General features: G+C 38.3%; 25 protein-coding genes and 1 tRNA gene. 7 read left to right on the top strand and 19 right to left on the bottom strand.

The window, feature by feature from the left end; all coding sequences use genetic code 11:
- Positions 1-3 precede the first annotated feature (3 nt).
- The 4 genes from P3L56_RS04730 (at position 4) to P3L56_RS04715 (ending at position 3,177) form a co-directional block, all read left to right on the top strand.
- Positions 4-273: an oxidative damage protection protein gene (locus P3L56_RS04730; protein WP_042848738.1), complete on the top strand. Its 270-nt coding sequence runs from the start codon at positions 4-6 to the stop codon at positions 271-273.
- Between the two features lie 54 nt (positions 274-327).
- Entirely contained in the window at positions 328-1,401 is a 1,074-nt protein-coding gene (gene mltC / locus P3L56_RS04725; protein ID WP_042848739.1) for a membrane-bound lytic murein transglycosylase MltC, read from the top strand.
- A gap of 187 nt (positions 1,402-1,588) precedes the next feature.
- Positions 1,589-1,664: transfer RNA gene (locus tag P3L56_RS04720), tRNA-Phe, on the top strand.
- 502 nt (positions 1,665-2,166) lie between these two features.
- Positions 2,167-3,177 (top strand): FUSC family protein, encoded by a 1,011-nt coding sequence (locus tag P3L56_RS04715; protein WP_042848760.1) that lies wholly within the window; start codon positions 2,167-2,169, stop codon positions 3,175-3,177.
- A gap of 408 nt (positions 3,178-3,585) precedes the next feature.
- Here the strand turns inward: P3L56_RS04715 and P3L56_RS04710 are convergent, their stop codons facing one another.
- The 19 genes from P3L56_RS04710 to hypT form a co-directional block, all read right to left on the bottom strand.
- The gene (locus P3L56_RS04710) at positions 3,586-3,963 is read right to left on the bottom strand and encodes a CrcB family protein (protein ID WP_198861159.1); all 378 of its coding nucleotides are present in this window, start codon (positions 3,961-3,963) and stop codon (positions 3,586-3,588) included.
- A gap of 12 nt (positions 3,964-3,975) precedes the next feature.
- Complete coding sequence (gene crcB / locus P3L56_RS04705) at positions 3,976-4,356, bottom strand: fluoride efflux transporter CrcB (RefSeq protein ID WP_198861158.1); 381 nt, start codon at positions 4,354-4,356, stop codon at positions 3,976-3,978.
- Between the two features lie 150 nt (positions 4,357-4,506).
- Complete coding sequence (locus P3L56_RS04700) at positions 4,507-5,106, bottom strand: ATP-binding cassette domain-containing protein (RefSeq protein ID WP_071547770.1); 600 nt, start codon at positions 5,104-5,106, stop codon at positions 4,507-4,509.
- 19 nt (positions 5,107-5,125) lie between these two features.
- Complete coding sequence (locus P3L56_RS04695) at positions 5,126-6,361, bottom strand: SLC13 family permease (protein WP_042848765.1); 1,236 nt, start codon at positions 6,359-6,361, stop codon at positions 5,126-5,128.
- A gap of 101 nt (positions 6,362-6,462) precedes the next feature.
- On the bottom strand, positions 6,463-7,638 hold the full coding sequence (locus P3L56_RS04690) for an ion channel (RefSeq protein ID WP_042848766.1): 1,176 nt from the start codon (positions 7,636-7,638) through the stop codon (positions 6,463-6,465).
- A gap of 30 nt (positions 7,639-7,668) precedes the next feature.
- Positions 7,669-8,658 carry an urea transporter gene (gene yut, locus P3L56_RS04685; protein ID WP_042848767.1) on the bottom strand — a complete coding sequence of 330 codons (990 nt, stop codon included), beginning with the start codon at positions 8,656-8,658 and terminating at the stop codon, positions 7,669-7,671.
- Between the two features lie 141 nt (positions 8,659-8,799).
- A complete protein-coding gene (locus P3L56_RS04680) occupies positions 8,800-9,765 on the bottom strand; it encodes an urease accessory protein UreD (protein WP_042848768.1) in 966 nt (321 codons plus the stop codon).
- 2 nt (positions 9,766-9,767) lie between these two features.
- Complete coding sequence (gene ureG / locus P3L56_RS04675) at positions 9,768-10,400, bottom strand: urease accessory protein UreG (RefSeq protein WP_042848769.1); 633 nt, start codon at positions 10,398-10,400, stop codon at positions 9,768-9,770.
- A 29-nt stretch (positions 10,401-10,429) separates the two neighbouring features.
- The gene (locus P3L56_RS04670; RefSeq protein WP_042848770.1) at positions 10,430-11,116 is read right to left on the bottom strand and encodes an urease accessory protein UreF; all 687 of its coding nucleotides are present in this window, start codon (positions 11,114-11,116) and stop codon (positions 10,430-10,432) included.
- Between the two features lie 29 nt (positions 11,117-11,145).
- Entirely contained in the window at positions 11,146-11,802 is a 657-nt protein-coding gene (ureE, locus tag P3L56_RS04665; protein WP_042848771.1) for an urease accessory protein UreE, read from the bottom strand.
- Between the two features lie 63 nt (positions 11,803-11,865).
- A complete protein-coding gene (locus P3L56_RS04660; RefSeq protein ID WP_042848772.1) occupies positions 11,866-13,584 on the bottom strand; it encodes an urease subunit alpha in 1,719 nt (572 codons plus the stop codon).
- 62 nt (positions 13,585-13,646) lie between these two features.
- Positions 13,647-14,072 carry an urease subunit beta gene (locus P3L56_RS04655; RefSeq protein WP_042848773.1) on the bottom strand — a complete coding sequence of 142 codons (426 nt, stop codon included), beginning with the start codon at positions 14,070-14,072 and terminating at the stop codon, positions 13,647-13,649.
- Between the two features lie 19 nt (positions 14,073-14,091).
- The gene (locus P3L56_RS04650; protein WP_042848774.1) at positions 14,092-14,394 is read right to left on the bottom strand and encodes an urease subunit gamma; all 303 of its coding nucleotides are present in this window, start codon (positions 14,392-14,394) and stop codon (positions 14,092-14,094) included.
- A gap of 221 nt (positions 14,395-14,615) precedes the next feature.
- Positions 14,616-15,395, bottom strand: coding sequence for an ATP-binding cassette domain-containing protein (locus P3L56_RS04645; protein ID WP_272686167.1), 780 nt, complete (start codon positions 15,393-15,395; stop codon positions 14,616-14,618).
- Positions 15,395-16,201: an ABC transporter permease gene (locus tag P3L56_RS04640; RefSeq protein ID WP_042848776.1), complete on the bottom strand. Its 807-nt coding sequence runs from the start codon at positions 16,199-16,201 to the stop codon at positions 15,395-15,397. Before P3L56_RS04640 ends, P3L56_RS04645 begins: the two co-directional genes overlap by 1 nt.
- On the bottom strand, positions 16,198-17,166 hold the full coding sequence (locus tag P3L56_RS04635; protein WP_042848777.1) for an ABC transporter permease: 969 nt from the start codon (positions 17,164-17,166) through the stop codon (positions 16,198-16,200). Before P3L56_RS04635 ends, P3L56_RS04640 begins: the two co-directional genes overlap by 4 nt.
- Complete coding sequence (locus P3L56_RS04630; RefSeq protein WP_071547765.1) at positions 17,166-18,755, bottom strand: ABC transporter substrate-binding protein; 1,590 nt, start codon at positions 18,753-18,755, stop codon at positions 17,166-17,168. The genes P3L56_RS04635 and P3L56_RS04630 overlap by 1 nt, the downstream gene beginning before the upstream one ends.
- A gap of 103 nt (positions 18,756-18,858) precedes the next feature.
- Positions 18,859-20,103, bottom strand: a complete 1,245-nt coding sequence (locus P3L56_RS04625) for an ammonium transporter (protein WP_131680461.1) — start codon at positions 20,101-20,103, stop codon at positions 18,859-18,861.
- A gap of 930 nt (positions 20,104-21,033) precedes the next feature.
- Positions 21,034-21,942: a hypochlorite stress DNA-binding transcriptional regulator HypT gene (hypT, locus tag P3L56_RS04620; RefSeq protein WP_198861156.1), complete on the bottom strand. Its 909-nt coding sequence runs from the start codon at positions 21,940-21,942 to the stop codon at positions 21,034-21,036.
- 460 nt (positions 21,943-22,402) lie between these two features.
- Between hypT and P3L56_RS04615 the strand changes: the two genes are divergently transcribed.
- From P3L56_RS04615 to P3L56_RS04605, 3 genes are all read left to right on the top strand, one after another.
- On the top strand, positions 22,403-23,131 hold the full coding sequence (locus P3L56_RS04615) for an aspartate/glutamate racemase family protein (protein ID WP_166685456.1): 729 nt from the start codon (positions 22,403-22,405) through the stop codon (positions 23,129-23,131).
- Between the two features lie 80 nt (positions 23,132-23,211).
- Positions 23,212-24,513, top strand: coding sequence for an anaerobic C4-dicarboxylate transporter (locus tag P3L56_RS04610; RefSeq protein WP_042848782.1), 1,302 nt, complete (start codon positions 23,212-23,214; stop codon positions 24,511-24,513).
- Between the two features lie 733 nt (positions 24,514-25,246).
- A complete protein-coding gene (locus P3L56_RS04605; RefSeq protein ID WP_042848783.1) occupies positions 25,247-26,320 on the top strand; it encodes a zinc-binding dehydrogenase in 1,074 nt (357 codons plus the stop codon).
- The last annotated feature ends 139 nt before the right edge of the window (positions 26,321-26,459 follow it).

Genomic DNA, 26,459 nt, shown 5'->3' with positions numbered 1-26,459 from the left:
TTAATGAGTAGAACCATTTTTTGTACATTCTTACAACGTGATGCTGATGGTCAAGATTTTCAGCTTTACCCAGGTGAGTTAGGAAAACGTATTTTTAACGAGATATCGAAAGAAGCATGGAGTCAATGGATGGCTAAACAAACCATGCTCATTAATGAAAAGAAACTCAATACCATGAACCCCGATGACCGTAAAATGTTAGAACAAGAAATGATCAAGTTCTTGTTTGAAGGTCATGATATTCATATTGATGGTTATACGCCTGAAAAATAATCTGTTTGTCTACCTACTCAGTAGGTAGACTCTTGCACCAAGACTGTGAATCGTATGAAAAAACTATTTGCGCTGAGCTTATTGATCCCTCTAATTGTTTCATGTTCTAGTAATCAAAAGTCTGACTTTAACCCTAATCATGTCAAAGACACCAATGGGTTCGATATTTTAATGGGGCAATTTGCCCATAATATTGAAAATATTTGGGGCATTAAAGAAGTGCTGATTGCAGGTCCAAAAGACTATGTGAAATACACAGATGAATACCGTACCCGCAGCCATATTAACTTTGATGCAGGGACTATCACCGTCGAAACTATTTCAGCAATAGAGCCGTCTGAACACTTAAAAAAAGCAATTGTCACCACATTATTGATGGGTGATGACCCCAACTCTATCGACCTTTACTCTGATATTAATGATATTCCCCACAGTAAAGAGCCATTTTTATTTGGCCAAGTACTCGATAACACTGGGGAAGCTATTCGTTGGGAATGGCGTGCAACAAAGTTTGCTGATTATCTAGTCGAAAATAAAATGCAGCGCCGGCAGTCTGGTATGAATGTTGTTTGGTCAGTGACCATGCAATTAGTCCCGAATCATTTAGACAAACGAGCTCATAAATATTTGCCATATATTAAAAAATCAGCCGCAAAATACGGTGTTGATGAATCACTAATTCTGGCGATTATGCAAATTGAATCAAGTTTCAACCCTTATGCTGTAAGCCGTTCGGATGCTATGGGGTTAATGCAAATAATGCCAAATACTGCGGGTAAGGATGTTTTCCGCTCACAAGGTAAATCCGGTGTTCCTAGCCGTAGTTATTTATTTGACCCTGAAAAAAATATCGATACTGGTACAGCCTATTTGGCGATATTACAAAACAGTTATTTAGGCGATATCCGTAACCAAACATCACGCCGATATGCCGTTATAACGGCCTATAACGGCGGTGCTGGCAGCGTATTGCGTGTCTTTCACAGTGATAAAAAACAAGCAGCACAACGTATTAATAATTTAGAGCCAGGTGAGGTATATGAAACATTGTCCACTAAACACCCTGCCGCTGAGTCACGTAATTATCTAATTAAAGTGAATAAAGCTCAGAAAAATTACTTACGCTAAAAGCCGATAAACATCAACGCCAGCCAACCCTAAAGCCATTTCAGGCTGGCGTTGACTAATAACCTTAGTCTTTTTATGTGTTTTCGGTTAAAAACTAGCTAACATGTTGAAAAAAAGCGCATACAGTCAAAAGTTTATTGAAAGCGCCTTGACTCAACCAATGAAATCAGGTTTAATACGCTCCGTTGCCCGGATAGCTCAGTCGGTAGAGCAGGGGATTGAAAATCCCCGTGTCCTTGGTTCGATTCCGAGTCCGGGCACCACCTCATTATTAACAGACGTCAATCGACGTCTGTTTTCGTTTGTAAAGCCCGCTAATTTCAACACTCTCCTAAATTCCAATTCAACTCGACTCTATCTATTATCAACATTATCAACTTCATTGTCCGAGTGTTGTTTAAGAGTACTCGATATTGTACTCACATCCCCCTCAGGAAGCTCACTATAACTGTGACTGATATATGTGATATTGCCAGCGTAATGTCATTAGGTAAAAATTGACGCTTACCTATGTGAGGCCCATACCGATGCTCTCTAGTTTATCGTGGGCTGCAACAATTTTTATCTGTTAAAAAACCTACTCAGTTTTAGGAACCAACAGAATAACCACCAATTAAGTTTACCAATTAGTTAAAATTTACATAAAAATTAGCTTAATATTATTTAAATAATCACCTCTGCATATAAAAACAATACATTTTCCGACTATATAACTTCACTCCAAAATATGATACAAATAACTTAAAAATTAAATGAGTGAGCAATATGAAAGATATTAATAAAAAATTAAAATATATTAACTTTAGAAATAACGGAACATTTTTGATTGCCGCAATAGTAAACTCAACTATCTGTTTTTCTTTATTTGGCACCATTGGAGGAGTATTTGGAGTTATAACAACATTATTCTCTAATATCGTCTATGATGCAAAACCTGATAGCAGTAATATTTTTTACATCTTTTTTCTATTATGTTTGGTTATCGTTGGTGGGGGCATTGGTTTTCTACTAAAGCTAACCATTTATTTTTATATCTATTTATTTATCCTATCATATTGTTATTACCTTTTTTACAAAAAAGATGATTATTTAGATCGCACATTTCCATTTTTAATTATTTTTTCCTGTATGGGAACAACGTTAGACTCTATTAGCATTGACTTGCCAATGGCATATCTCTCGGGGGTTGCCGTTAGTTTAGTCATTTTTAGCCTACTGAAACATAAAAACAATGAAATTCATGCGTTTAAAAATGGGTTATTTTCAAAAGCAATTTATCATAGTGACGAAAAAATATATATAAGAGCCTTCTTTTTCAGCTTTTTTCTATTCTTAAGCCTTTCAATACCCGACTATCTAAATCTATACAAACCTTATTGGGCTCCTCTAACATTCATTATGTTACTCCACCCAAAAGAAATGAATATAATAAAAGTTACGTTACTTAGGTTTTTAGGAAGTCTATTAGCAGCAGCTTTTGTCATCACTATGTTTAGTATAACAAAATCAAAAGAAACTTATATTTACTTATCTGTATTAGCTTTAACCATATTTTTTATCCCTACATTTTTCCGTTTAAATTACATGCTAAAGACCTTCTCTATTACTGTATTTGTTTTACTTCTTCTTGAGGAAACGCTATTTTTACATAACCCAACTTATTTACTTCCCATATCAAGGGTATATGAGACATTTATAGGTGGGGTTGTAGCAATCCTTGCTAGCTTGGTTTTAAACATTATAAGGATTATAAAGAAAAGGAAAATCACAAGTTAATAGTAAGGAAAAACAGGGAAGCTTCTTCTTTATAAACCATGAAGCTTCCTCTCTTTTTAGACCACAACAGACGCTAGTTATGACAAAAAAGCAAATGTAGCTTTATCAAATTTTTGTATATCTATGCACTTATTTTTCACGTCTATTACAATACCAATGGCTAAACCAACGTGTAATGTAAATATAAATCAGAATAACTAATGTAACAATAAAAACATCCATATCTAGAGTTTTAGTATCAAAGCCAATTATACTTATGAAGATCACAGGTGATAATATTAAAAGTATTATATCAAAAAATAATTGTAATCTATAAGGCTTTGAAGTGATCCCATTCCATATTGATTTACCTATTTTCATTTCAAAACCTCTTATTCTCTTATAAATTTAAAAATATTAGTATGATAATTAACTATATTGCTTATTACCTACTGAGTATCCGATATAAATCGCAACAAACCCGATAACGACACTTAAAACCAAATAGCTTATTGCAACTAAGAAGAACTGTGGGTACTTCATTATTTCCACTGCTCCATACACAAAGCTGGAAAATGTCGATAACCCTCCCATGATCCCTGTAGCTAAAAAAGCATTCATCCCTTGGCTTATTTTATTTCTCATAAGTAAGCCTGCAACAATACCCAACAATAAGGATGCGACGATATTTGCTATAAATATGTCAAGAGGGAAATGGTCATTCATGGTTGGAACAGATATCATCAATAACTCGCGACAAATTGCACCAATTGCACCACCAATAAAAACTAAGATCATGATATTCATTTTTAGCCCCTGTTAGTTTGCTAACCAAGCACCAGTAAATGCCGCAGCTAACCCAACTAAAACCGAAAGTAATAAATAAAATAAGGCGAGCAATTTTTGTCTAGTTTGAGTTAACTTCAAGGCATCAAGCTGCATACTACTGAACGTTGTATACCCCCCCAGTAATCCAGTTAAAATTGCTGATTGTAGAAATGCACCATAACGGTCATCCCAATCGATCGCAAAATAACGGCTTAAAAAACCAATAACAAATGCTCCTGAAATATTAATAATGAATGTTGATAATGGGAATTTCCCATGATAACGCTCCCCCACTAAGCGACCAATCCACCACCGCAGTAATGAACCAATACCGCCGCCAAAACCGACTAATAAAATATCAACAGCTATCATTGCAACGCCCTCTATTTAATATCATAGATATAAAGACATCGTTTTTAGAATTTAAATTAAAGCACACACATTAATTAAACATCGTTAATCAATAATCGTTAAATGACGATATTAAATAGCCAGTAATCTTATTTAGCTTTATAAGATAATTCATTCTGATATTGCCATATTCCAAACCAATGTACACACCTTTTCCAATAGGAACTTATTATGACTAAAAACAATCATCGATAATGGTCTTTCTTCCGAAAGTTGAATTAAAAACTGCCATATATCTTTCTGTAAATGCGCATCTAACTGTGCGGTAATTTCATCCGCAATTAATATTTTTGTTCTTGGGTCTAAGGCTCTTAATAAGGCAATTCGAGCAAGTTCACCACCAGAAAGCTCACTTGGCCTTCTAACCAACCACTCTGATTTAATGAACAACCTTTCAAGGTAGTATGGGTCAGGCTCCCAAGCATCCCTAACACTTTCCCCTACTGTCCGGTACGGGTTAAAACATTTTTCAGGGTGCTGAGGAACTAACTGAATAGGACAATATTCTTTTTGAGATAAACTTTTACCATTAAATAATACATTTCCTTGGGTCGGTATTTGCCATTGTGCTAATACACGGCCCAAGGTTGTTTTACCAAAACCACTCGGTGCTGAAATCCCTAATCGCTCATTTTTATCCAGTGAAAAAGAAAGCGAATCCCATAAGGTTCGGTTATCTTGCTTTATACATAAGTTTTTAACTTCTAACATATTTTCAGCTCTCTATAAGCTAATAGATGGATAACCAAACAACAGCAATAAAAATACAAATGATGGAAATAATACCGCCAGATCTAGTGAACTCTAAAAACGATATTTTAATGCCGTGGGCTGAAGATTGTTCAACGGCAATAATTCCAGCAATACTACCGAATATAAATATATTACCTGCAAAACAAGCACCTAAAATTAACGCTGCACCGAGTAAATCAACATTGCCATGAGGGTAAACAAACTGGATCAATAAAATAACCGTTGGTGTGGTTCCGACAAAAATACTCATCACGATAGTGACTAAAAATAACGTAATCGGGCTATTTAGGTCGATACCTTTACCCAATAAGTAATGTAGTATCTCTTGAGGAATACCCGTATTTGAAAATGCGGCATTAATAATAAATAGCCCCATCATTAGCAGAATTAAGTCACCATCAACATGCTTTAACATGTCACTGGACGCTATTTTTCTGTTTAACAATAAAAAGCATGCTGCCGATAATGCAACAAGCTCACGCGGCAAATCACTGAATAAAAAAGCCAAAATAACAGCAAATAAAACTGTAGCGGCCTTTATTGTTTCCCACCAATTAAATTCAATAACTGAAGGCTCACCACTAGACATTAATGATTTTTTATCTTCAGATAAATACCAGCGGTTACGATAAAGTAAGGAGATCACACACCATACAATTGGAATTGAAAATAATACTGGAATAGCCGTAATATTGAGTATTCCAATAAAAGATAAGTCCAATCCTTGTGCAACAACCATATTTTTAGGGCTACCAATTAAAGAACCGGCGGCACCATTATTGGCAGCAAAGCAAAAGCCAAGTAAAAAAGGAATAGGGTTAAGGCCTCGAGATAACGTGATAGACACCAATAAAGGCGTCATTGCAACGACAACAATATCGTTTGTAAGTACTGAAGCAAGAAGTGCCCCAACAATAATGAAAACCGCCATTAATTTGGGTGGGCTAATATTTAAGCTAGCGACTTTTTGAGCCGCTTGGTGATAAAAACCTGATACCGTAAATGATGCGGATACCACCATTAAACCAAATAATAGCCCAATTGCACTGTAATCAATGGCATCCCAAGATAATTTTGGCGAGATAATCCCAAACCCTATCATGGCCAATGCACCCGCTACAGATGCGCCAGTACGGTCAATTTTAATCCCAGGGAAAGTCCCAAAAGCCATTGCGACGTACACTAAAATAAAAATAATAACGGTTAGATCCATAATAAATTCTCTATCTCTTATCTATATTTTTATTTCTTCGTATAAATGATAAAGCTGTAGATATTCCATAACAGCAATTATACAATTGAGACCCTTGCATACTATGAATCTAAGATGTTGTTTGAAAAGATAATATTTTCCATCACTTGGTTATTAATATTTTCTCCAAAAATCATTTTAATCAACACTTCACTCCCTAAAGATGAGAGAGAAATAAGCAAGTCTGCATGCAATAACTGCATGTTTTCGTAATTTTTATCATCATTGACAGCAATAACACTTTTAATGTTTCCGCCAACAATTTCTTTCGCCGCTAACATAGAAATAGTATTTTCAGAATCAGAGCTACCTAGAATAAATAATGCTTTAGCCTGGCCTAAATTAGCGCTATTTAATGTATGTTTATTAATTTTCTCCGTGGCAATAACTTGCGCATTATCTGGATAGTTCTTTTTCTGTTCTTCATGGCAAAGTACCATGACGTCTAAGTCGCGTTTTCTTAATCCGTGGTAGGTGTTTAAAGCTAAAGGGCTTGCGCCAACAATAATGTAATGGTTTTTCATACGAAATAATCTCTTCTTAACAATTTCTTGTGTGCTCTTTGCAAATACCCCTAGGAAATAGACAATAGAGGTTGTAAAAATTGTAATACCTAAAATAACAATCGAAATTGTAAATAACCTAGCTTCAACACTAATCGGAATAATATCGCCAAACCCGACTGTCGTCATACAAACTAAAGCGAAATAGAATGCGGATGAGATATCAGTAACATGAGGTTGAAATTGTTCGCCTAAATACAAAGTCCCAAATACAGAATAGCCCAGTAGGACGCTTAAGCTCATAAAAGCAACAAAGCCAGCGCCAGATAAGCTATGGCGATTAAATGCTTTCCAATTTGCAATGGCAATAATCAACACTATTAGTGAAAAGGTTCCAGTCAGCGCATTTTCTCTCGCTAATACCAAGTTAATTAACATAATAATGAACAGCATAAAGCAGCTAAATAACCAACCTATACGCAGTCCTAAATAAACAGGAATAGCAAGAATAATGAGCACTACACCAATAGCAAACCTTGGAATATCTAATAATTTAACTAAACCTAAAGATTGTAGCCAATCAACAAAACCTAGATGCTGCGAGTATAAATGGAAATCATAAGTTGAAATGATGGGGGAAATAATCAAGCCCCCATCAGCAAGTATTAATAATGAGAGCACTATGCGTAGCATTCTCATATTTTGAATATATTTATATATTGCATTTTTTTTCATAATTGAATACCAAAAAGTTTTATTGCAATATTATTGCCGATGCTTAGGCATAATATCTTGGTTCGGTACTAAAAATAGCCATGATGCTAGAACAAATGGCATCGTTAAAGTCGGGATACCAAATGGTTCAAGAATAATGTCGAGTGCGCCTTGAACAAATACGGTGAATATCACACCAACGATGGCATAAACCACCACCCGATAGCTCGGTTTATTAAACGTAGAACCTAGAGCAATCGCGGTTAATACAGCGCTAAATGAATATAAACCAGTGTGAATACTCGCAAAATCACCTTTTAAAAAGGTCGCAACGATAAAAGCAAGAAGAGAACCAAATACGGCAAATATCGCCGCCCACATAGAACTCACCGCTAGACCAATTACAAAAATGATACCAACAACCATGCTGCTAAGTAAAAATACTTCAGAAACACCACGAAAAATATCAGCGATTAGGTCACTGTGAGGAATTGACCCAATAGGTTCAATAAGTTGTTTTGGCAAAGCAGGAGTTGGTAACGCAACGCCTTCAATACCTAAGAAGTTATAACTCGCGAGCAGAATAATCCATGATACTAAAACAAAAGGAGCAGTTAATGCTGCGACTTTCCAATTTTTTAGAAAATCCATTAAAGAGATAGTGGCTATAACGGAAACAATGCTCCCTAATACGATAGTTAACCAAACAAATGGGGTATTCTCTAAAAAAGTCGGTAGTGCAACTCCAACTAAGCAGCCATTATAACCATAAAGCCCTGAACGCAACGATTCAGTATCTAACTTACTAATATAAGCTGTAAGTGTAGCGACAACGGTGCCTAACAAACAACCTAGAGCGACTTGCGGCATTCCTTCTAAAAAAGCACCGATGAAAATCGCAATAAAAAATAGAAGTCCGGTTAGTGCGTTATTTTGAAACATAACTTGAGCACAGCCACGCAAAACGATATCAATAAATTGTATCGCTATATTTTCGCTGGCCAACTTATTCCAAGCGTTCTGGTTTATTGTTTTTTCCATCGTGAAATTCCTTAATAGGAATATCAGTAGAGAAATTATAAAAATCACTCTACTGATAATATATTAATAAATTACCTTGATAACCCAAAAGGTTATTTCAGTCACTTTATGACTACTGTGTATCTCATTGCTAAAAAATATTTAACGCCATAAAAAAGGTTCTTGTAGCGAAATACCTAATATTTCTTCTCTCGCTATTTGCCAAAAATACCTGACGGCATCCTTCACTTTTGGACTATCAACCCCCAATGCTTTAAATATTAACCCACACTCATTCGGTAATTGAGTTGCCCCAAAAGCAATTTCATTTTTCGGGTCATATATCGCATCTAACCGTTCTAAAATGCGTTCATGATGAATTTTAGGTGTCAGTAAAATCACATTGCCAAAAGTATCGAAGCTATCCATAACCGCAGTAATGTTTAGCGGTGCCTTTTTGGGCTCTAAAATATATTTTTCAACAAACAACTCTTTATTTAACGATGACTCTGCTCGAATATGTGATGAAAAAACATCAAACCCAAACTGCTCATCTGGGTGATGATATTTTCGACCTGACATCAGTATTTCTGAGTAAATCATCGTTGCACTTGGATGAATATTAATCCGCGTGTCAGTAATAAACCGAGAATTACGGTGAGGAATGATTGGGTCTGGTAAATATTCTAAATACCCATCTTCCTCAACGACAATATTCTGGTACTGTGTGGCGTAGTTCGCTTCCATCATATGAACTTTGGTCGCAGACTGCGTTGTCACATGAGCACAAGCCCCCTTTTCAACAATAATATCAAGGGCTTGTCGGTCACCTTGTAATAGGCTACCTGAAGTTGAAATCATCGTGACACAAGGCAGTTGGGGCATCAGTTCATCCCAATAAAGTGCTTTTTGCACTAATGAGGGAACACGACGCTCCATTTCCACCAGCTCACTACGATATTCACCTTGAGCAAACCTTAATTTTAAGTAACCACTTTTACCAACAGCACCACTTTGCATTTGTTTCGGTTCATCTTGATATGCGGCGAGTTCAGGTGCATTGCTGCCTAAAATATGAGCTTTAACACGCGTTGGAGTATTTGCTATATCTGCCCTGAAATTCGTCATCTTTACCCCCTTGGAACTTGGTGCGTAAAGAGGAATTTATCCATGATCATATCAACCAACTCAATAACCCCTTCCCCTGTTTTACAGTTGGTTAGTACATAGGGACGGTCGCCACGAACGATTTTCGTGTCGTGTTCCATCACTTCAAGGCTAGCACCAACATAAGGCGCTAAGTCAATCTTATTAATAACTAAAATATCAGCTTGTACTAAACCTGGGCCATTTTTACGTGGAATTTTTTCACCTTCAGCTACATCAATGACATAGATGTAGAAGTCTGCTAGTGCAGGACTAAAAGTTAAAGTAAGGTTATCGCCACCACTTTCAATCATGATCACGTCGCTATCAGGGAAACGTTCTTCCATATCTTCAACTGCAGCAATGTTCATGCTTGGGTCTTCACGTACCGCAGTGTGAGGACATGCCCCCGTTTCAACACCTAAAATTTTCTCTTCATCAAGAATACCTTTCAAGGTACGTTTTACTTGTTTCGCATCTTCGGTCGTCACAATATCGTTTGTGATGATTAGCGGCTTAATGCCTCTTTCAATAAGGATCGGGGTGATCACTTCAATAATTGCAGTTTTTCCTGAGCCAACAGGCCCACCAATTCCGATCCGAGTCATTTTTTTCATCGTTTTTCCCCAAAATTTTTAGTTGTTCGTTAGTTCATAAACAAACGGACAAATGATTTAGTGTGTACCGCAGCTAAGACATCAATAACAGGAACATATGAGGACATTTGTTCTATGTCACCACAGGCTGCGATGTCACAAAAAACCTTAATTTCTTCATTTAATTCAAAAAGAATATGCTGAGTTTCATAGTGTGTGATACGCATTAATCGCATCGCCGCACTTAAAATTGTCATGGCAATACCATATTGGTGCATCACGACAACATCTCTTTCTGTTATTCCTTGTACTGCCATAACCATGGCTTGTATCACCGGCTGGGTTCCCGGAACCTCATTCGCTTTGATTTTTGCAAGCCATCCACTCACTAGTGGATCTTCAAAAATATGAACTGAGATTTCAGCGAGTTTTTTCCCCATTCGGGTTGTCATTATTCGTGCTTCTTCATTCAGCTTGCGGTTATTTACAGCCCAATCAATTTTCGCCAATGTGTCGCTATCTTGAGCAAGAGTGGCGCGATGTGCAGCCACAATAGCAATGCAATCTGAATGTGCAGCAACCTTCAAAGACGTGTGAACAAAGGATTTCAGCGTTTCTTTGTCGTGGACAACACCTTTTTGAATGGCGGATTCAACCCCATTTGAAAATGTAAATGCACCAATTGGCAATGCTGAATCACCAAACTGCATAATTCTAATTAGGTCAGATGCTTCCATATCACTTTCCTTACTCATTAACACGAACGTTATTTGTGTGTATGAGAGTGCCCATGGTCATGATGATGATCATGGTTGTGATCGTGGCTGTGCCCATGACTATGGCTGTGTCCGTGGATCTGCCCTAATTCCACATGAACATGCGTATCCGTTTCTTCTGCCCCACCAAATAATAAACGCGCTTCAGAGTGGCTCAATTCAGGTAAAATAGTTTCGCCCTTCACGAAGGTAAAGGTGTCTTCACCAAAACCATGCGTTCGCATGACCGACCCCATTACCTTTTCACTTACCGTTAGCGGTACGTAAACAAGGTCTCCCTTTAAAACGGCTTTCCAGTGTTGGTTACCTAATGCATGCCCTAATTCGAAGCTAATACGAATATGTTCTTCTGTACTTAGATTTTTTAGGTGGGATAAGTTGACCATCATGACGTCACGTAAGGAGATCTGAACTATCGTCATTGCGTTGGTAGCTTCATCAAATAGCAAAACGTCGCCATCAGATAACAAGACATTCCTGTCCAGCGCGATACCTAAATCTTGGCCTTTTTCGGTATTTTTACGGCAGCGGCTTTTCTGAGCTTCTCGTTGATCGAGGATCAAAATATCAACATCAGCATTTTTCTGACGTGCTTGCCACACTGGGTCTTTTTTAACATTGCCAAGAATATGTTCAATAATGATCATAATATTACCTTTTATGTTAATTCTGCCCACCACCGGCGGGCAGATAATCCAAACATGTACTGATTAGCTAAAGAAATAACGTTGGTTCATTGCAGCTTCGCTAATCGGCTGGCAAGTTGCGTGTTCACCATTCACTTTTACAGCAAAAGTTTCAGGATCAACTTCGATATTTGGTGTTTCACCGTTACGCACTAAATCACGTTTCCCGATTGCTCGGCAGTTATTGACTGCAACCACTTGGCGCTCAAGATCGGCTTTTTCTTTAATGCCATCATCTAATGCTGCTTGTGAAACGAAAGTCACACAGGTGTCATTGACAGTTTTACCCATCGCACCAAACATTGGACGATAGAAAACAGGCTGAGGTGTTGGCAAGGATGCATTTGGATCACCCATTGCAGCCCAGTTGATCATGCCACCTTTAATGACCAGTTTTGGTTTAGCCCCAAACATACGTGGGTCCCATAATACGAGATCGGCCATTTTGCCAACTTCAATCGAGCCTAAGATATGGCTGATGCCTTGAGCAATTGCAGGGTTGATAGTGATTTTTGCCACGTAACGCAGAACACGGAAGTTATCATTACCCGGAGCATCTTCAGGTAGCTTGCCACGGGAAGCTTTCATGGCGTTCGCAGTCTGGACAATACGTAGCCAGTTTTCCCCCACACGCCCCATCGCTTGTGAGTCACTTGAGAACATCGAAATAGCGCCCATATCATGCAGCACGTTTTCTGCTGCAATGGTTTCAGGGCGAACACGGCTTTCCGCAAATGACACATCCGAAGGGATATTTGGGTTCAGGTTATGACATACCATGATCATGTCAAATAGCTCTGACTGGCTATTCACGCCAAACGGTAACGTTGGGTTGGTTGAACTTGGTAATACGTTAGGTTGGCTAACAACTTTAATGATATCTGGAGCATGTCCACCACCCGCACCTTCTGTATGGTAGGTGTGAATAGTTCTACCTTCAAAGGCCTCGATGGTGTCTTCAACATAACCACCTTCATTTAAGCTGTCTGTATGCACTGAGATTTGTACATCAAATTCATCAGCAATACGTAACGCATGACGAATAGCGTTCCCTGTTGCGCCCCAGTCTTCGTGAACTTTCAGCCCCGCAGCACCTGCAACTAATTGTTCGATAAGTGGCTCACGTGTATACGAGTTACCTTTCCCTAAAATACCCACGTTAATAGGTAAACCTTCGATAGCACGTAACATAGAGCGCATGTTCCAAGGGCCTGCCGTCACTGTTGTACCGTTAGTTCCATCAGTTGGGCCAATACCGCCACCAAAGAAAGTTGTCACACCATTTGATAACGCGGCATAGGCTTGTTGCGGAGAAATCAAGTGGATATGGGTATCAATACCGGCAGCCGTTAGGATTAAATGTTCACCAGAGATAGCATCCGTAGATACCCCGACAACCATGCCTGGTGTGATGTTATCTTGAATATTTGGGTTACCACTTTTCCCTACACCAACAATTTTACCCGCTTTAATCCCCACATCGGCTTTAATGACACCTAAACGTGCATCCACGATGGTGACGTTAGTGATAACTAAATCTAAAACGCCATTGTCGCTGGTAAAAGTGTTATTTGCTCCCATACCATCACGTAAAGATTTACCTCCACCATAGACAGACTCTTCGCCATATCCACGTAAATCTTTTTCGATTTCAATATATAAGTCGGTATCGCCTAAACGAATTTTATCGCCTACTGTTGGCCCGAATAAACCGTTGTATTCTTGTCTAGAAATTTTTGGCATGTTATTTACCTTTAATGTTAAGAAGGTGCATTGTTATTCATCATTACTGACATCTAACGCGCTTACTGTTCCTTATGCTTAAAACCACGAGCAATTGCTTTATTTAAGGCGATTGCTTTAGCAGGACGTTCAGTAGCGGCAACGTTGTCACCCGCCCAACCATCAACAAGGTTATTAAACCCATAGACACTTTGTTTTCCGCCATAAGGGATCAGTGAAACTTCTACTTCATCACCTGGCTCAAAACGAATTGCCGTTGTAGAGGCAATATTTAAACGCTTACCGTAAGCCGCTGCACGGTCGAACTCTAATGCATGGTTAACTTCAAAAAAATGAAAGTGGGAACCAATTTGCACAGGCCTGTCACCGGTATTACGGACTTTAATTTTTGTTTCAGGTTTGCCAACGTTGAACTCAATAGGCTCATCTGCAAAAATAACACCACCTAAAGGAGTCGGGGCTTTAATGTTTGTTTTTGAATTACTCATATTTCACCTCATCCTTCATTTATTTAATCGGATTATGGACGGTCACTAAACGAGTACCATCAGTAAAAATAGCTTCTACTTGAACATTTGGAATTAAGTCTTCCACGCCATCCATAACGTCTTTTTTTGTTAAAACAGTCGCTGCTTCTTTCATCACATCCTCAACGGTTTTACCATCACGGGCACCTTCAAGTGCAGTAACCGTGATAATGGCAACGGCTTCGGGATAATTTAATTTCACGCCACGTGCGCGGCGTTTTTCAGCCACATCAGCAAGTGTGTAAACCATCAATTTTTCAATTTCTCTTGGGGTTAACTGCATAACGCCTCCTCAATTGATAAAGCTTAGTGTTAATACTGATAAGTAATCATTTTATGAGCGAATAACTCATTTTATTTTTAAATATAAATTGAGTTAAATATCTAATAACGACGAGTTAAATAAATAAAATTCACACCAATAAACATTCAAATTAAGACAGTCGAAATAAGAGTTTTTATTTATTAGTGACTTCCTACATTTAATTTTTAAATAATATTTATTCACTGAGTCCAATTCATAAACTGTTGTTCAGGCAAAGAATTCCATAGAGATTGAAACCACTTCCCTCCTCCGCCTTGCTTTAATATTTCACTGCTGAGTACTTCTTCTAAAACACCATTACGCAATAACGCAATGCGATCAGCAAAACGCACCGCCATTGCAAGGTCGTGAGTAACCCATAAAACACCTTTACCAGCAAAGCAAAGAGATTTGATATGTTGTAGAAGTTGTATCGCATGTTCATCATCTAGCCATGATGAAATTTCATCCGCAAGAATATATTCAGCTTGGGAGAGCGTCGCACTACAAGCGAGAACGCGTTTTGCCATTCCCCCTGAAAGCTTATTGGGATAACTATGAATTAAATCTGCTTGTAAATTGTATTGCTGTAAATGCAATGCAACGTCATGCATTTTAATATGCTGCCCACTTAATACCGCAGCACGTTCAAGTTGAGAGCCTATCTTAATGAGTGGATTTAATGCACTAACCCCTTGTGGGATATAGCACAGTGAATTACCGCGATATTGTTGTTTTGACTTTTCTGTCAACTGGCACCCATTTAATACAATATCACCGCGACAACGCATATTTTCAGGTAATAAACCTAAACTACTTTGTAGAAGTAAACTTTTCCCTTCTCCACTTCCTCCTACCAATGCAACCATTTCACCTGGCGCAATATCCAATGAGATATCTTGTAAAAGTGGAGACCAACGCTTTTTGCCTAGCCAGCGAAATTTCGCAACATCAATCGTTAGGTTATCAAAACTTAGCATCAATCGCTCCTCAACCATAATTGTTGTACCGCTTTAGCAAACTGATCAAATAACAGCACTAACCCAACTAATGCGACGCCCGGAAACATGGCTAACCACCACGCACCAGTACTTAAGTAACGCAATGCATCGGAAAGTAAAATACCTAACGATGCTTCATGTGGAGACAAACCAAAACCCAAAAAACTCAATGCCGCACTGTGTAATATCGCATGTGGGAACATCAATAACGTCCCTACTAACCATTGTGAAAGGATCATCGGTAAATAGTCATATCGGCATCGGTAAAGCGCACTATTTCCAATCCGTTTCGATAACATGATGTAATCTGTTTGTTGCACTCGAAGCAACTCGGAACGTAAGACCAACGTTAGCTTTGGCCAGTGAGTCAAAGCAACAGCCCAAATTACGCCCACTTTTCCACCACCTAACGTAAAGCAAATCAATATCAATAATAGCAAGTGAGGCAAGGCTAACAGGGAGTCAATACAGCCACGAATAACATAATCCATCGTCCTACTGAACGAAGATAAACTTGCCATCACAAGCGCTATCACTCCACTCGATAATGCTGCGGTGGTGCCAATTTGTAAGCTGGTCGCTATTCCTTGAAATACTCTGTCCCACAAGTCTCTACCTAAATTATCCGTACCGAATAAATGTGCCCATGAAGGCGCTTGTCGACGGTCGAGTAAATTCACATCCACATCAGTTTGAGAAAGCCATGCGGCATAAGCCCCTAAAACCAATAAACATAACAATGAAATAACTAACTTAATTAAGGCTTTATTTGGGTTATAAGTCATGGCTCTCGGAGTACCCCTTTATTCACTCTCTTAAGCATCATGTCAGAGATACTATTACTAAAGAAAATCACTACCGCACATAACATCACGATCCCCATTAACAAAGGGATGTCACCACGTAAACCAGCATCAATGGTTGCTTGGCCTAATCCAGGATAAGCAAACACTTTTTCTGCTAGTAATGCTCCGCTGAGCAACTCACCAATAGAGGCGAACTGTAAACATATTGCGGGTGTAATCGCATGTTTTACCACATGAAAGCTTATCATCGACCACCCTTTATCCCCTTGAGCTTTCGCGTAGTGGATAAACTCACTGTTCATCACCTCAGCAACTTTCGAACGAGTATGCAGAGCTATATTACCAATGCCTAACATCCCTAGAGCCACTACAGGTAACACAAGATGATGCACTTTTTGTGACAGTGTGGATGATTGTTCATCTAAGCCAATCGGCCAAGCGCAACAAATCGGCGCCCACTGTAGTGAAACAGCAAAAAGTGACAATAACAGTAAACCAACCCAAAAAACGGGGATCGACGCCAATAAATAAGATAGCGTTGAAATAATTTTATCTGGCCATCTATTTAGGTAGCGCCCTGCTATCAGCCCCAAACCAAAACCAATCACCCCAGAAAACAGCCACGCCGATAATAACAAAGCTAACGATGGCGCTAACCTATCGGTAATCACCTGTGATACAGGGATGTTATAGAGCATGGAATACCCCATATCACCTTGTAACAACTGAGAAAACCAACGCCAAAACTGCATCCACAATGGTTGGTCAAGCCCCCAGCGAGCCGCAATCAACGGATACTGGTCTGGGGGAACATGCATTAAATCATTACCAATATAGGCTTTAATTGGGTCTATAGGTGAATAGCTAAGGAGAATAAAAACCCCAAATGCAGTCACCACTAATAAACAGATAAACCTGAACAAAAGCCCTATGGTTGTCCGCATTACTTACAGGTCCAAGCCCAGTCATCAACATTATTCAACACTGACCATGAACCGTGGATTTCAGGTGCCCCTTTACCTAGCTCAACACAGTTATTCAATAAATAAAGGTGTTGTACGTTCATTAACCAAGCCCAAGCGGCGTCACCTTGAATACCAGTTCCTGTTTGTCCATCCCAATCCACTTTTTGCCAAAATGGAATAGCGGCATCTTGATCTGGTTGGCGAAGTGCTTCTTCTATCACCTTATCAACTGCGGGATTTTTATAGTAACCTGCGTTATAAAACCCGACACCCGCCGCTTTGCTGCTGTAGTTATGCACCAGTTCCATTGGGTCAAGGCTCCCCCACCCAAATAATGTTGGGTTGGCATGCATGTACTTTTCCACGGTTTCCCAACTGCCTGATTTTAAATCCATCTCAATACCAATCGGCTTTAAGCTAGCCCTTACGGCTTGAGCTAAATCACGACGAGTGCTATCACCACTGGCATACCACAGTGTCAATTTCGCAACCTTACCGTCTTTTTCTCTTAAGCCGTCTTTATTAATTTTCCAGCCAGCGTCTTCCAGTATAGATTTCGCTTTTTCAATATCTCCATCTTTAAACGAAGATTGAGGGTTATTCCAAGGCAAGCCTTCAACGCCCGTATAAGCAGGAATAGCAAAACCTTCTAAAACAGCATCTGCTAATAGTTTGCGGTCAATGGCGTAATTGATCGCTTTGCGAATAGCAACATCAGAAGTAATGTCGTTACCAATTGGGTCGCCTGAGGCATTTTTCTCGCCCGCTGGCGGAATTGGGAATGAGATCCCTCGGTTTTCAACACTATGACGTTCAATTAGTTTCATACTTTTAACATCTTTAGCATTACTCGCGACCGCTGCGGGAATGCGTACAATATCTAGTTCACCACTTTGAGCGGCAGCAAAAGCGCCATCTTCATTGAGAAAGACAAAAACCATTTTATCGAAATCGTTTTTAGGCCCCGCATAGAAAGGGTTTCTTTCTACGATTAATTGCTGGCCCGGCTGGAAATTCACTAAACGGTAGGGGCCTGCTCCGATAGGGTTATGTGCATATTTTTTTGCATCATATTTATCTGCTGAAACAATGCCTAATGAGCCCAAAACGTTAATAAAGGTACTTTGGGGTGAGGATAATGTGATTTTAACGGTTGATGGGTCAATCTCCTGCGCTTTAGCAAAGTTCCCCATATCCACTTTTCCACCACTTGCTGCGGCATTGTTATAGGTGAAAACGACATCTTTTGCCGTTAAAGGGGAGCCATCGGAGAATTTAAGTCCATCCTTTAATTTTAATGTCCACTCTTTACCATCATCTGAATGTTCATATTTCTCAAGCATGTAACTATGCCATGACAAATCCGCTTTTTGCTTGAGTAATGGGCTATGTAAAAGTAAATAGCTGCCGTGGCTCCAACCTAACATTGGGTCAAACCCCTCGGTTGGTTCAGAGCCAATCGCTAGACGCAAAGTTTGTGGTTGCTGTGTATCGGTCGCAGCATTTGCACCCATCGATAGCCCCATAAAACAAATAGCCTGAATAGCTATTGCTATTTTCTTTTTCATATACCCATCCTAAATTACCAGCTGTATTTAGCAGCTACCCCAACCGGTGGTTCAAATAAACCCACCAATTAGGATAAACTGCAAGAAACAATATATTTGCTAACTAATCTGCTTTTTCTCGGTACGCGTCTTCGTCAAATCCAACAATATCTAAATTGTCACCAACCGCATTTTGGTCGACTCTAACTGGCGTAAATTTATTGATTATCCAAAGAATTAAGATTGTAAAGACAAAGGACCAAATACTGGTAAAGACAACAGCTACAGTTTGCTTCACAATTTGCATGCCGTTACCTTCAATTAACCCCGCGGGACCTTTCGCATTCCAAACCGTTGATGCAAATACACCGACTAAAATTGAGCCTGTAATACCACCGACACCGTGCACACCGAAAACATCTAATGCATCATCTAAATGGCGTCGGACTAAGAAAACACAGGTATAGCAGACGATACTGGCAATAACCCCAATAATTGCTGCAGAACCTATTGAAACATACCCCGAAGCCGGTGTGATAGTAGCTAACCCTGCTACAGCCCCTGTTAAAAAACCGACAAGTTTAGGTTTTCCTGTATGGAAGCGTTCAATAATAAACCAAGTAATTGCTGCAAATGCGGCGGCGATATCTGTAGTAATAAACGCTGAAACAGTTACAGTATTGACTTGCAATTCAGAGCCCGCGTTAAAACCATACCAACCGAACCACAATAAAGCCGCGCCAAGTGCAATATACGGAATATTGTGAGTACCATCCGATTTAACGACTCTTTTACCGACATATAACGCTGAAGCAATTGCAGCGAAACCTGCTGTTGCGTGAACGACAATACCACCCGCAAAATCAACAACCCCCCATTTAGCGAAAATACCATCTGGGCTCCAAACCATATGAACGAACGGTGCATAGACAAATAATGTCCATAGGGTTAAGAATACGAGATAAGCAGGGAAATTAACTCTATTTGCGAAAGCTCCGGTAATTAAGGCTGGAGTAATAATCGCAAACATCATTTGATATCCAAAATGAACCAGTATTGGTAAGCCGCCATCATTACCGGTATACATCGTTTGAGGGCTTATGTTATTCAAGAATGCATAATAAAATGGGTCACCGACAATCCCATTAATCGAGGGACCGAACGATAATGAATAACCAACAACAAACCAAATAATTGCCACCCACCCCATAGAAAAGAAACTCTGGGACATAATGGTAATAACGCTTTTACGAGAGACTAATCCACCATAGAAAAAAGCAAGTCCAGGAGTCATTAGCATAACAAGGCTCGTACAAAGCAGCATAAATGCAGTATTTGGGACATCCAAAATTGACAATATATTCTCCATGGATACTCCTAAATTAACATAACAATATTTAAATATTAGAAATGATTTATAATTGAAACTATACTCATAATAGAGTGATCAGTAAGATTATCAATAAAAAAATCGAAACTAAATTCAATAAAAACAATTAGTTCATTTTTCAATTGTCAATAAATGATATTCCTCTGTTTTTTAATATCCAAATAAAAAGCACCTACTATATTTTTAAATTTTTCGTTAGCATAAGCAAATAACTACTCGACTTATCCGGCAAGCTTTTTCATCCCAAGCCTGCTACTTCACAACATATCGATAAAAATAAACCCTTTAATTACAGATGGTTATATAAAAACCAAAGCTTACCCTAATATATGAGCAGCCCCTAAGGGAAAAAGCTATAGCAAAAATTACCTATAACAATAGGCTGATTTTGCCATATCACAGATATGTAAAAGCTTAGTATTTAATACAGTTCCGATAATCAATTTTTAAGTAAAGTCAAAACTTATTGACGCTCATTCTCATTTTTAGCTAACGCTGAAGAGAATACATTAATAATATTTTGTCTATTAAAGTACTTTTTTCTTTTAACCACAAATAACCAATCCAAATAAGACAATCTAAAAGAGAATAAATTAAAGTTTTCTTTAAAGAAACCTAAACATGTTTTCCAAATAGGTGTTGGTCACACACCCAAAAATACTCCCTCAGCAACGATAAGCTTAAACATTCACTAAAAACTAAAGCTATTTTCCAGGGTAAGACCCCAAGCGCTGATAATCATTGACGGAATACAAGCTAAAATTAAGGCTACATAATTAATCTGACTACCTGAATAGAGGTCTTTTATACACCTTATGACTTAATTACCAGCTAAGACCTCATCAATATCATCGTAGGATAACGCTCAATATATCCAGATGTTATGTATCATAAATTATTCCTTTTCCATTACAAATACCGTAAATCTTCTGGAATATTTTTCTTTAAAATACGCCAAAAATCCTCTGCTGTTTTATTCAAGCGAGTATCCATGCGGTAAATGTAAGCTTGAATAGGTATCGTTAATTCTGGGGTGTTGAGACAGACTAGTTTTTTTTCTTTTAACTCATTAACTACCGAGTAAATCGGCAACCATGCAATTCCATGACCATCCAATGCCATATTTTTTAGCAATTCGCTCATTGATGACATAAAGAGTGTTTTAGAGTTAATCGCACCAAACTCACTTAATCGACGATTAACTAACCTTCCCATATAAGAAGCACTGGTGTAGTTCAATAACGGTACTTGAGGTTGGTAGATATCAAATAACGGTTTGCCAAACTCATCCGCTGCACAAATTGGGTACAACTCGGACTCAAACACATTTAAACAAGAAAATGGCGACTGCATTAAATCCTCATCATAAAATGAAATGATAAAATCGCTCTTCCCTTCTCGCAACGTATTTACCACTTGAACCACATCAATGGCTTCAACATGATAGACAAATTCTTCCCCATAACCTGATAATGCATGAACTAACTTAGGCAATAGGCTTAATGACAGCGAATGCGCCGCAGCAATTTTAATATTGGGCAGACTCAGCACATTGTGCCCAGATAATTCATTTAAGTTACATTCTAATTGCTGCAATAAGCTACGAGCTTGGGAATGGAATATTTTACCTTCTTCAGAAAGCTGTAAAGGGGATGTGGTTCTATCAAACAATTCAACGCCTATTGCTTCTTCTAATGCCTTGATTCGGCGACTAAAAGCGGGTTGAGAAATATTTCGTTGTTCTGCTGCATGAGAAAAATGCCGACATGACTCCAGTGTTAAAAAATCATATAGCCACTTTGTTTCTATATTTTTCATGTTATTAAGCCTTAAGTGGACTTGCTGTTAAAATATAAAACATTAAAAGTTTTTTTATTGATATCTTAAGTTAATTGTTAGTTAAAATATTAAGCTGATATTGTAGATTCATTATTTGTATTATGCATAAGCCTACCATTTAAAACATTAACAAAAATCAAAAACTAATTTTATTTATTTCATATCTTTTCCACAAAGCCAATGCTACTCAGCCTTTCAGCTTACATTATTAAAATAATTTAATTTTAGGATTAATTTTTAATGCGTATCTTGCATCAAACCATACTTACTTGCATTTCTCTTCCTAGATAAACATTGATAAATATTATCCACAGATTAATCAGGGATAAATAAGTTAATAGCTAATTAAATATTAACTTATATGTTAAATAATTTAAGTAATATAACATCTCACTACCCTTATTTTATAAATTAAGGTGTATGAGGCAGGAGTATTAAAATGAAAGGTTTAATTGGAGTGTTAGGAGGAATGGGGCCTGCTGCCACCGTCGATTTATTTAATAAATTTGTGAACTATACTGTCGCAAATAAAGACCAAGAGCATATCCCTTTAATAATATCATCCATTCCTGATATTCCAGACCGTACTGAAGCGTTATTAAACCATGGCGTATCCCCCTTACCCTTAATGACTGATTATTTAAAAAAACTCGAAACTGCTGGTGCTGAATGTATTGTTATCCCTTGTAATACTGCACATTTTTGGTTTGACGAGCTAAAGCAGGCCTGTCACGTCGATATGCTAAGTATTGTTGAAACGACAATGATGGAAGTACTAGCCACTAAGAAAAAACATATCGGTTTATTAGCAACCAATGCCACTATGCTTATGGGGTTATATCAAAAAAATATAGAGAATGAAAAATTAAAGTGTATTACTCCAGATATTAAAAGCCAAGAGATGGTAATGAAAAGCATTTATTTATTAAAGTCGGGAAATAAAAAAATGGCGGAATCCATCATGAAAGAACAAGCCGAATTATTATTTTCTCGAGGTGCTGAAATTATTGTTTTAGGTTGTACTGAAGTTCCCGTCATTCTAGAAAATGAAACAAATAAATACCCTGAAAAATACATTGACTCAACCAGCTCATTAGTCAGAGCCAGTATTCATTGGTATGAAAATAGAGTTGGACGACAAAATCTAATGATAAATAGAAACGCATAAAAACATTTATAACTCATATTAATTATCAAAAATTAATTTTTATATTACTAATGACAATATATTGTCTATTGGAGACGATTATGGTTTGGCTAGAAATCATTGTGGTATTAGGCGCAATTTTCTTCGGTATACGTATGGGAGGAATAGGTATAGGGCTATGCGGTGGATTAGGTTTAGCCGTCTTAACGATTGGATTTGGTTTACCTATAGGCTCTCCCCCTGTCGATGTTATTTTAATTATTATGACCGTCGTAGTTGCAGCGTCCGCATTACAAGCTGCTGGAGGTATGGATTACTTGGTACGCCTTGCCAGCAAATTTATGCGTAAAAACCCTAAGTATTTGAATATTATAGCACCAATTACAACTTGGGTAATGACTATCATGGCAGGAACCGGCTTTATTGTGTTCTCCATGCTCCCCGTGATTGCTGAAATTGCGAAAGATTCGGGTATCCGCCCATCCAGAACCTTAGCAGGCTCAGTTGTTGCATCCCAAATCGCCATTTCTGGTTCGCCAATCAGTGCGGCGATGGCTGCCATGTTAACCATTATGGAAGGGAATGGTGTTACCTTTATTGTGGTTATGTCTGTTTGTCTACCAGCCTCTTTCGTCGCAGCAATGGTCGCAGCATTTATCGCATCACGCCAAGGCTGTGAACTAGAAGATGATGAGGTTTATTTAGAACGCCTACAAAAAGGGTTAGTTCATAAATACGAAGAGAAAAAAGGCGAGAGCACTACGAGAGAAAAATTCTCTGTCGTCCTATTTATTATTGCGACGTTTGCTATCGTTATACTAGCTGCATTCCCTCAATTGCGCCCTGGTTTTGATATTGGTAAACCCATGGGAACTCGAGATATCATCATTATCTGTATGCTCAGTGCTGCGTGTTTAATGGTTGTTTTTTGTAAAACATCGCCAAATTCAATTGTTTTAGCGCCAACTTTCCGTTCAGGAATGAGCTCCCTCGCGGTCATATTAGGTATCGTGACTTTAGGAACTACATTTGTCGATGCGCATATGGACCAAATTAAAGCCATCGCTGGAGATGTATTATCCGCCTACCCTATTTTGTTAGCTTTAGTGCTATTTTTTACCTGCGCATTACTCTACTCACAAGGTGCCACCACACCATTAATTATTCCTTTAGCCATTGCCTTAGATGTTCCAACATGGGCTATATTGGCATCTTTTGTCGCCGTCACTGGGGTTTTTGTTCTGCCTACCTATCCAACGTCTTTAGCCGCAATAGAGTTTGACTCAACCGGTTCTACACGCGTCGGAAAATACATTTTAAATCACCCATTTATGTTACCAGGGCTAGGCGGAATAATTGCAGGTGTCGCCTTCGGTTTTATCATTGCACCGATGGTCGTTTAACCTTCTGCTTTCGGTGCGAGAGAATCCCCCTCGCACCACTTTATTTAATAGTAGTTCGACAGTTTCCTTAACAAAATGAAGTTAAATATTGGCTCTAATTGGCTTTATGCTTTGCTTGATAAATTACAACAAAGTATAAAGCTCTTTTTTTGTAAAAGTCATTCTTAAGAAAAATAGTAGCAATAACCAATCAAAATTATCTATTACTCTGTTTAGTCTTTTTAAATAAAATTTTATTTCTTAAAATAATGGCTATTTCACCAATATAGATCACTTTATTTGATAATCATTAAAATTATTTTCATTGAAAAATGTGAGCTGAAATGTTTTTGCATGCATTCCCCTCTTCTGAAAATAGTTAAAATAATTATACTCGGCGTTACATTCATTTCTTAAAAAGAAGTAAATCGAGAAATGAGAATTTTTTTATGTTTAATTTCATTGCATTACAAACATCCATAGCGTTCCCATTTACTAATGAAAACACTTAGAGAGACGACTAAAATTAGGATTTAAATCACAAATTTTAGTTTTTTAAATACCTAGTTTCAAAAATGACGACGTCGTCATATTAAAAAAAATTTATTTTATCTATAACATTAAATAACCATTTTTCTTACATTCGTACCGTTATTGATAGTTAAGCGTTAAAAAATCAAGTCATGAGTTATAAAAAAAACGCTTAATGTTGACGTCAACATTAGGGCTAACAACTAGAAAGAGGTTTTAGAACATGAGTAAGCTACCTGAAAAAATGAAAGCCGTTGTTTGTCATGGTCCCCATGATTACCGATTTGAAAATATAAAAAGACCAATACCAGGATATAGAGAAGTTGTTATCAAAGTCGATGGGTGCGGGATCTGTGCTGGTGACTGTAAAGCGAATGATGGTGCTCAAATGTTCTGGGGAGATGACCCGTGGATCAAAGCACCTGTAGTGCCAGGCCATGAATTTTATGGTCGTGTCGCTGAATTAGGTGAAGGCTCTGCCGAAAAATTTAAATTAAAGGTAGGTGACCGCATACTAGCAGAACAAATCGTTCCTTGTTGGGAATGCCGTTTCTGTAAATCTGGTAAATACTGGATGTGTGAAACCCATGATATCTATGGCTTCCAAAAAGAAGTTGCCGATGGTGGTATGGCTGAATATATGCGGTTTTCTGAACGTGCAATTATTCACAAAATCCCTGATGAACTTTCGGATAAAGATGCCGCTTTAATTGAGCCAATGGCTTGTGCTATTCACACGGTACGCCGTGGTGATATTGACTTAAATGACGTCGTCGTCATTGCCGGTGCTGGGCCTCTTGGATTATGCATGATCCAAGTTGCTAAACTGAAAACTCCGAAAAAACTGGTCGTTATCGATGCTATTGATGAACGCCTTGAGCTAGCAAAAAAATTTGGGGCTGACGTGGTGATCAACCCGCTTAAAGAAGACGCCATCAAACTAGTTAAAGAGATGACCGAAGGCTACGGTTGCGATGTTTATATCGAAGCGACAGGCGCACCTATTGGCGTTACTCAAGGCCTAGAAATGATCCGTAAATTGGGGCGTTTCGTTGAGTTTAGCGTCTTTGGTAAAGAAACAACCGTTGACTGGTCGATTATTGGTGACCGTAAAGAATTAGATATCCGCGGAGCTCACTTAGGCCCATACAGCTATGAAGTCGCTATCGACCTATTTAGCCGTGGTTTAGTCAGTGCCGATGATATCGTTACCCACTTCTACTCCATCGATGATTGGGAAGAAGCCTTTGTTATGGCCAAATCGGCAGACTCAATTAAAGTCGTCATTAAACCATAAATATATTAACCGTTTGTCGCAATTGATAATTCAAATAAACATTAAACAAAGTAATACCCTACATATAATTAAACGCTCGTTTAGGAGAACATCTTATGTTGAGTAAATTCAAAAAGTTAGCTGTAGCTGCAAGTGTACT

Origin of the sequence: Providencia sp. PROV024 (genome assembly GCF_032709665.1) — a bacterium.
GTDB lineage: Bacteria > Pseudomonadota > Gammaproteobacteria > Enterobacterales > Enterobacteriaceae > Providencia > Providencia huashanensis.
The sequence above is the reverse complement of the archived record's forward strand: the minus strand, read 5'-3'. Positions and strand labels throughout refer to the sequence as shown.